This is a genomic window from Haliscomenobacter sp., assembly GCF_041740695.1.
In the GTDB taxonomy this organism is placed as follows: Bacteria; Bacteroidota; Bacteroidia; order Chitinophagales; family Saprospiraceae; genus Haliscomenobacter.
This window is the reverse complement of sequence record NZ_JBGSLK010000028.1, coordinates 49,382-56,297: the sequence shown is the minus strand read 5'-3', so window position 1 is coordinate 56,297 and position 6,916 is coordinate 49,382. Positions and strand designations below refer to the sequence as shown.

General features: G+C 47.8%; 5 protein-coding genes. 2 read left to right on the top strand and 3 right to left on the bottom strand.

All coding sequences use genetic code 11. The features are described from left to right. Window positions 1-253: 253 nt before the first annotated feature. Window positions 254-1,564, bottom strand: a complete 1,311-nt coding sequence (gene nhaD, locus ACEW9O_RS06420; protein ID WP_373549313.1) for a sodium:proton antiporter NhaD — start codon at window positions 1,562-1,564, stop codon at window positions 254-256. A gap of 106 nt (window positions 1,565-1,670) precedes the next feature. After that, complete coding sequence (locus ACEW9O_RS06415) at window positions 1,671-2,105, bottom strand: CBS domain-containing protein (protein WP_373549312.1); 435 nt, start codon at window positions 2,103-2,105, stop codon at window positions 1,671-1,673. Between the two features lie 234 nt (window positions 2,106-2,339). On the opposite strand from ACEW9O_RS06415, the gene ACEW9O_RS06410 reads away from it, so the two are divergent. Both ACEW9O_RS06410 and ACEW9O_RS06405 read left to right on the top strand, forming a co-directional pair. After that, on the top strand, window positions 2,340-3,080 hold the full coding sequence (locus ACEW9O_RS06410; protein WP_373549311.1) for a superoxide dismutase: 741 nt from the start codon (window positions 2,340-2,342) through the stop codon (window positions 3,078-3,080). 125 nt (window positions 3,081-3,205) lie between these two features. Next, window positions 3,206-5,311: a heavy metal translocating P-type ATPase gene (locus ACEW9O_RS06405; protein WP_373549310.1), complete on the top strand. Its 2,106-nt coding sequence runs from the start codon at window positions 3,206-3,208 to the stop codon at window positions 5,309-5,311. 246 nt (window positions 5,312-5,557) lie between these two features. Here ACEW9O_RS06405 and ACEW9O_RS06400 read toward each other — a convergent pair whose 3' ends face one another. Further along, window positions 5,558-6,916, bottom strand: a complete 1,359-nt coding sequence (locus ACEW9O_RS06400; RefSeq protein WP_373549309.1) for a pyridoxal-phosphate dependent enzyme — start codon at window positions 6,914-6,916, stop codon at window positions 5,558-5,560.

The following is a 6,916-nucleotide window of genomic DNA, read 5'->3' as shown; positions in this document are numbered from 1 at the left end:
CTCAAGCGGGCAGGCAGTTGGTGGAAGGAGGGGAATAAAGTGAAAAGTGAAAAGTGAAAAGCTGTATACCAGCAGCCTTTCAACTGCTTTATACATTTTTTTTGCTTAAAAATTTGGAATGAAAAGGGGAGTGTATTTTTTTCACTTTTCACTTTTCACTTTTCACTTTTCACTTTTCACTTTTCACTTTTCACTTTTCACTTTTCACTTTTCACTTTTCACTTTTCACTTTTCACTTTTCACTTTTCACTTTTCACTGGCTCAACAAATAATAAACTCCAATCCCGCTCAAATACCCAATCAGCGCGTAAAGAGAAATATTGCGCATGTACCACAAGAAGTCGATCTTCAGGATACCCATTGAGGCTACCCCTGCGGCTGAACCAATAATCAGAATGCTCCCGCCCGTGCCTGCACAATAAGCCAGGGATTCCCAAAATGGGTGATCGATGCCATAGGTCGTCAGGTCGTACATACCCATTGCCGCTGCTACAAGCGGTACGTTGTCCACAATAGCCGAAAGTAAACCTATGACCGTATTGATCAGGTAAATGTTTCCAATGGATTCATTGAGAAAATTGGCTGCCAACTCCAGGTGCCCGGAAGTATCCAAAGCCCCTACCGCCAGTAATATCCCCAAGAAAAATAAGATGCTGGTCGTATCAATGCGCCGCAACATGGCTCCCACCGAGAACTCCCGTTGGACTTCTTCTTCTTTACCCCGGTGTAAAAACTCGGTCACATACCAAAGCACCCCGACCGACATTAAGATGCCCATGTAAGGCGGGAAATGGGTAAAATATTTAAATACTGGCACCCAAAGCAATGCTACGCCCCCCAGCACAAACATCAATTGTTTTTCCCAGGGAGATAAAACCCGGCTAATATTCATGTTTTCTTGCGACGTGTCCTTAGTTTCCAGTTTCCCACGCAGGAAAAAGCTGGCGACCAACAGTGGTACCAATAAACTAATCACCGAAGGAATAATCAAAGACTGCATGATATTCACCGTCGATACTTGTCCCCCAATCCACAACATGATGGTCGTAACGTCTCCAATCGGGGACCAGGCCCCCCCGGCATTGGCAGCAATGATCACAAAACCACCCAACAACCAAACGTTTTCCTGTTTTTTCACCAGCCGCCGAATCAAGGCGCACATGATGATGGATGTAGTCATGTTGTCTAAGCCCGCCGACAAGAAAAAAGAAACCCAGGAAATGATCCACAACAACTTAATGCGATCCGTAGTCGTGATGCGGTCGGTGATGACCCGGAAGCCATCGTGCGCATCCACAAGTTCGACGATGGTCATCGCACCCAGGAGAAAAAAGAGGATTCCAGCTATTTCTCCGAGGTGTTCAAACAGGGAATCATCCAAAATTTCGCTTACATTTCCAGTAGCCTCTGCACCCGCTGGCATGGAGTCGTAGCCATAGGCTAGAACTAGCCAGCAACAAACGCCAGTCAACATTGCCGAAGCTGCCTTATCCAGCTTCAATGGATGTTCCAGGGCAATCAACGCATAACCAACAACAAAAACAATAATCAGGAGTGTGGCCATAGGTGTAGGTGTTGAGGATTGATAGATGAATGAAACAAGCACTAAGCCCCAAATGCACAATTAAGGCACTTGAGGCGAATGATGAGGAAAGCTTAGGCACTTGCAATCATTGGCCAGTGATGTAGGCTTCCAGGTATTTGATTTGTTGATCTTGCGCTTGCATGATGGCGCTTACGATGTCGCCAATGCTCAGCATGCCAATCACTTGCTGATTGTCCATCACCGGGAGGTGACGAATGCGCTTTTCAGAAAATAAGTTCATACAATCCTCAATGTCCATATCGGACGATACGGTAAACACATTGGGCGTCATCACCTCAGTCACCGGGGTGCTCTTGGCTTTTCGCCCGGCGATGATACCCTTGCGTGCATAGTCTCTTTCAGAAAAAATCCCAGCCAGGTGATCTCCATCCATCACCAATACGGCCCCAATGCCTTTTTCAGACATGAGGTTGAGGGCGTCAATCACCATATGGTTGGGAGTGACGCTCCAAACCGAGTCATTTTTCTTATTGTTTAGCAGACGACTTACTGAAAGCATGGCAGAGAGAATTTGATTAGGAAAATATTGGATTAAATTTGGCCTAATCCAATTTTGATTCCTAATAATAATGATTCTTTTTGATTTTGTAAAATTAATCGCTTAAAAAAGAAACTACAGTGAAATTTTAGCGCACAATACTTTAAAAATCTAATAAAATCTGGAAGCGCTTTATATTTAACCCCAAATCGAACTCCACTCCGTTGGAGACTGTTTTATCCAAAAAAGAAACCAATGAATAAGCGAAATTTCCTGCGTACCGGTTTGTTTGTAGCTGCCGCCTCCTTGCTCAAGCCTCGCAACCTTTGGGCTGAATCCGCATTAGAAAACGACCTGGATTTACCTGGTGAAGAACAAACTGGGCCATTTACCCTGGCACCACTCCCATTTGCGAATGATGCACTGGAACCCCATATCGACAAAATGACCATGGAGATCCACCACGATCGCCACCACAATGGCTACGTCACCAACCTCAACAAAGCTGTAACTGGTACTGCTTTCGCGACCATGGGCATCGAGCAAGTGTTGAGTACGGTAACCAGCAAACAACCCGCCATCCGCAACAATGGCGGCGGTCATTTCAACCATACCTTGTTTTGGTCTTTGCTTTCTCCTCAAGGGGGTGGCGCACCCACTGGCAACGTAGCCAAAGCCATTGAGGCCAAATTTGGTAGTTTTGACAAATTCAAAGAAACCTTTGCCACGGAGGCAACCGGACGTTTTGGTTCTGGCTGGGCATGGCTAAGTGTAAACAGCAAGGGTGAACTTTTCATCAGCTCTACCCCTAACCAGGACAACCCCCTGATGACTAAAATTGTTAAGAAACAAGCGGGAGCCCCCATTCTGGGTTTGGACGTGTGGGAACACGCCTATTACCTCAAGTACCAAAACAAACGCGCCGATTACATCAAGGCCTTTTGGAATGTACTGAATTGGGCCGAAGTTGAAAAACGTTACAACGCGGCGTTGTAGAGACGCACGGCTGTGCGTCTGACCATGCGCCCAAATTGTGTAGAGACGCACGGTTGTGCGTCTAAACTGATGCAACAAAATCATAGAGACGCACAGCCGTGCGTCTCTACACAATTGATCGAAAAATGAAAAAACTAGTCGAGCTGACCGTAGATGGAATGGACTGCGCCAACTGCGCCGCAGGCATAACCCGCTACTTGGAGCGTAAGGGTTTGGAAGACGTCTACGTCAATTTCCAAACCAAAGAAGTACGTTTTCGCCTGGTCGACGAAGATTTCAGTGTAGACGAGGCCAAAGGAGGTATCCGCAAACTCGGCTATACGGTAGTGGAACCGGAACAAAAGCCTGAATTTTGGACCCTGGAGCGCAAATTGCTCATTGGTGCAATTTTTACAACGCCACTGCTGGTTGGGCACTTGCTCATGTCGGCAGGTATCCATTGGTCGTTGATGCACAATGCCTGGTTGCAGTTTTTTATTTGTTTGCCTGTATTCATTTTAGGGGCCTGGCATTTTGGCAAAAGCGCCTGGAACTCGGTGCTCAATGGGATGCCCAATATGGATGTGCTCATTTTTATTGGTGGCACAGCTGCCTTTGTTTACAGCCTTGTGGGCACCCTCAGTGGTGAAGCGCAATACATTTTTTACGAAACCTGTGCCACCATTTTTACCCTGGTTTTATTGGGCAATTGGATCGAAAAACGCGCCGTAGCCCAAACCACTACCGCCATTTCCGAGCTGAGTAAATTGCAGGTAGAACACGCCCGTCGGATCATGCCTTCGGGCACCATCATCAGCATCCATTACCCGGAAATTCAGCCCGGTTACATTTTACAAGTCAACGAAGGTGATAAGGTGCCTGCGGATGGTGAGATTTTTATGGGCCAAGCCAGTATCGACGAATCCATGCTGACGGGTGAAAGTTTGCCGATCAACAAAACCTGGGGTGATCAGGTTATCGGTGGCGCTTTGGTCCTAAGTGGCAATTTCCAATTGACCGTAGGAGCGGTGGGTAAAAAATCGGTGCTGGGGCAAATGATCGAACTGGTCAAAACTGCCCAGCAGGACAAACCGGACATCCAACGGCTGGCGGATAAAATCAGTGCCATTTTTGTACCCGCGGTACTGGGCATTTCAGCCCTGACTTTTGTACTCAGCTATTTTTTGTTCGACATCGCGTTCAAAAATGCGCTGATGAACGCCATCGCAGTGCTGGTCATTTCTTGTCCTTGTGCCATGGGCTTGGCCACACCAACCGCTGTTATGGTTGGAGTAGGTCGTCTGGCACGCAATGGTATCCTGGTTAAAGGCGGCAAAACCCTGGAGATTTTTGCCAAAATCCGCAACATCGTTTTTGACAAAACCGGAACCCTGACTACTGGGCAGTTTACCATCGAAAGTATTGACTATGCCCCTGGAGTAGAGCCTGCCGAAGTGCAAAACCTCATTTATGACCTGGAGTCCCATTCCTCGCACCCCATTGCCAAATCACTGGTGAATGAACTAGAGGGTAAAATCATCTTCAATGGACAGAGATTTGGCCCCATTTCCCTGAATCGGGTGGAGGAAGAAAAAGGCAAAGGCATGTTGGGCTATGATGACACAGGCAATACTTACAGTTTGGGGGCATCCGAAAATGGGCAAGGCCACCTGGTGCTGCGCAAAAACGGCGAACAACTGGCCACACTCAGCCTCAGTGACCAAATCAAACCCGAGGCCAAAGCTTGCATCGACTACCTCAAATCCAAAAACATTCGGCCCTATATTTTGAGTGGGGATAAGACCCATAAAACGGAAGTAGTGGCACAGGCATTGGGCATTGAGCACTTTTTTGCGGAGCAAGTTCCCAGCCAAAAACTGGAACGGATTGCCCAATTGAGCCAGGAAGCACCAACCGCTATGGTAGGCGATGGCATCAACGATGCGCCAGCCCTGGCCAAGGCAACGATAGGTATTTCTTTAAGCAATGGCTCCCAGGCAGCCATCCAGTCCGCACAAATTGTGCTGCTCAATGGCAGTTTGGAACGTTTGCCGCAGGCGCTCGCCATCAGCGCGCATACGGTACTGACCATCAAACAAAGTTTGTATTGGGCTTTTGCCTACAACATCGTTGCCATACCCATGGCCGCAATGGGCTACCTGAATCCGATGTGGGGCGCACTGTTTATGGCCTTCTCGGATGTGGTGGTGATTGGCAATGCGATTCGGTTGAAGTACAAAAAAATCTCGTAAAAAATTAACCATCAGCTCTTTAATATTAATTTTTTCTTTTAGTACAATTTTAACCTTCGGATACAACCCACATGAATTGCCTCCAGCTTTAGCTGGTGGTTGACGTGGGCGCTCTTGTTTGGGGTTTAGCCCCAGGTGCCATGTTGAATACTTGGGCTAAAGCCCATTGAAAGAGCTTACCAACTATCCACCAGCTAAAGCTGGAGGCAATTCATGTGGGTTGCTTCTAAGATTAGAGGTGTTTCATCAAACCGTCTGGATCATATCGTACTGCGTAATGATGTGGTAAATCCCCGCCTTATCCCGTGCCAAAACCGCAGGAATCTGCTTGCTGATGTAATTCCTCAATTGACTGAAAGGCAGGTATTCATCCACCACAGGCAGCGGTTCCGCCATGATATCAGCTACGGGGCGATCACCATTGCGCAAGGGATTTTCCAGCAAAAAGTTGAGCACCGCGCTTTCGGAAAGAGAACCAACGATGGCTTCCCCATCCACAACAGGCAACTGCGAGATGTCGTGGCTCTTCATCAAATCAAAAGCAAAACGTACCGTATCGTTCTGACGGACGGTGTAAAAAGACTTTTCCTGTTTGCGGGTGATGATGTCTTTCACCCGAAGTTCGGTATCCAAAAAGCCCCGTTCCCGCATCCAGTCGTCGTTGTAAATTTTGCCTACGTAGCGGCTTCCGTGGTCGTGAATGACCACTACCACGATGTCATCGGCTGTAAGTTGGTCTTTTAGTTGCAACAAACCAGCTATCGCTGAGCCCGCTGAATACCCCAACATGATGCCTTCTTCCCGAGCCAGACGACGCGCCATCAGGGCTCCATCCTTATCCGTTACCTTTTCCAGGTGGTCGATGATGTCAAAATCGATGTTTTTGGGAATGATGTCCTCCCCTATCCCTTCGGTGATGTAGGGATAAATTTCCTTTTCATCAAACACGCGGGTTTCGTGGTATTTTTTTAATACCGAACCGTAAGTATCGATGCCCCAAATTTTAACATTAGGGTTTTGCTCCTTCAAATAGCGACCGGTGCCAGAAATGGTTCCACCTGTACCTACACCAGTGATCATGTGGGTGATCAGGCCATCGGTTTGTTTCCAAATTTCGGGCCCTGTACTTTCGTAATGTGCCTGGCGGTTGGAGAGATTGTCGTACTGGTTGCACCAGTAGCTATTGGGAATTTCCTTGCTCAACCGTGACGCTACCGAGTAGTACGAACGAGGATCATCCGATTCTACATTGGTGGGGCATACGATGACCTCGGCGCCCAGGGCCCGCAACAAATCCATTTTTTCCTTGGATTGTTTATCCGTGGTGGTGAAAATACACTTGTAGCCTTTGACTGCCGCTGCAATGGCGAGCCCCATCCCGGTATTGCCGGAGGTACATTCAATGATGGTTCCACCTGGCTTCAAATCTCCACTCGCCTCTGCGTCGAGTACCATTTTTAGGGCCATGCGGTCTTTGATGGAATGTCCGGGGTTGAAGGTTTCTACTTTCATCAATACCAGGGCGGGCAGTTCCGCCACAACTTTGTGCAGTTGAACCATGGGCGTATTGCCGATGGTGGAAAGGATGTTTTGGTGGAAGTCCAT